Source organism: Sphingomonas sp. LH128 (assembly GCF_000293195.2).
Taxonomy (GTDB): Bacteria; Pseudomonadota; Alphaproteobacteria; order Sphingomonadales; family Sphingomonadaceae; genus Novosphingobium; species Novosphingobium resinovorum_A.
In genome coordinates this window covers 1-1,556 of record NZ_ALVC01000493.1, presented here as the reverse complement: position 1 = coordinate 1,556, position 1,556 = coordinate 1, and the positions used below count along the sequence as shown (strand labels likewise).

General features: G+C 61.4%; 2 protein-coding genes. Both read right to left on the bottom strand.

All coding sequences use genetic code 11. The annotated features are described in order from the left end of the window. Positions 1-608 (bottom strand): ArdC family protein (locus tag LH128_RS28945; protein WP_008833257.1); only part of this gene is annotated, 608 nt, incomplete at its 3' end. Between the two features lie 733 nt (positions 609-1,341). Then, on the bottom strand, positions 1,342-1,556 hold a 215-nt coding region (locus LH128_RS33925), incomplete at its 5' end, for a hypothetical protein (RefSeq protein WP_008832611.1).

The window sequence follows — 1,556 nt, the reverse complement described above, 5'->3', positions numbered from 1 at the left end:
TGACAAAGTTCGTGCGCAAGGGTCGAATAATAGTCATCGCTGGTATGGAAGTCGGCGAATGCTGGCATGACGACATGATCGCCTCTCGGCTGATAATAGGGCTGCGAGCCGTGATGACGAACGGTGACGGGCACCCGGCCAAAGAGCGCATCAAGCTCGGCGTCCCGGTCGTGGGGATTGGTGGCGGTGATGATCGGTTCGGGCATGGGATATTGCGTCTCGATGCCGTCGATCTGCTCCGAATTGAAAACCGTGTAGCGTTTCAGGAACGCGACCTTCCGCCTGCCGTCCTCGCCCTGTTCGCTGCTCGCTTCGCCGGCTTTGCCGTCGCCCACCACGATCTTGTTGGCATAGACCACGGTTGATCCCTTCTCGCCCTTGCGGACACAGCCGCCCAGCGCGAGCGCCTGCTTGAAGGTCAGCCAATGGGGGGAGGCATAGCCCTTGGTCATGGAGGCCGCCCACAAGGTCAGGACGTTGATGCCGCGATACGGAACCCCGGTCGAGCGCAGCGGGATGTTGGGGGCGGTGCTGCCGTTCCATGATTTGGACCAAGGCCGGGTGCCAGCCTCGATCATGGCAATCATCTGGTCGGTGATACGTCCCATGATTTCGTCCTTTCCTCTTGAGGCTGAAAGCCGCTTGCTCTGCGGCATGCGGCTCTGCCTTTCCGGCGAGGAACGGGATGGGGAGGGAGGTCGAGAATCTTGCTCCTGGCGCGGGCGAGCCGCTCTAGCGCGGCCGATGCCTTCAGGTCGTCGGGTGCCGCGCTTGGCGGATTACACGGGGGGCATGATTGTCGTTCGGGGACGAAAGGGCAGTAGCCCTTGGTGTTCCCCTAAGCGTGTGGGCCTCCGGGGGAGGACCGCAAGCGCCCTGTGAAGGTGATACCGCGCCACGGCGCGGCAACAGGGATGCGCCACGTGGCACACCCCTCGCGCGAGGATCGTCACCCGAATGGGCTGAGACGCCGGCACGGTGGCTCGGTCGGCGCTCGCGGAGATAGAGCCGTGCCCGGCAAGGCCGCGCCCAACACCTTCCCGAGAATGAAAAATGTGCCCGCGGGGGCGCCTTTGAGGCCCAGCGGGGGCGGCCCTAGCGCCTCCCTATCAAACTTGATTGCTCGCCGCTGACGAGCCATATCTGCTTGCAAGAAAGGAATAGTCTCATGGCGGCAAAGAGGCAAACAGACAGTAGTGCCGAGCTACGCACGAACGAGAAAAAGTGGACCAAGCCGCTCATGGAGGCGGGATGGACCGCCCTGCCTAGCGTTATGATCGAGAACCAGCGGCAGCTTGATCTTACACCGCTCGATCTTAGCTCGACTTTGTACGTTTTTGGTCAGGTCCAGGTCCAGAAGATGCTGTTTTCAGCAACGTGGTCGAGTGCTTGATCGAGGGGCAAGACGCATCCGCCCATATCATCGATATTTTCCCATTTTCGCTGGTGTGACCAGTAGCCGAGCCTGACTTCGTCACGCGTGCCGACAGGCTTGAGGCGGGCGATCGGTGCCTCGGTTGCCAGCAGATAGAGATGGTAAGCGCCTTTGTTCTCAT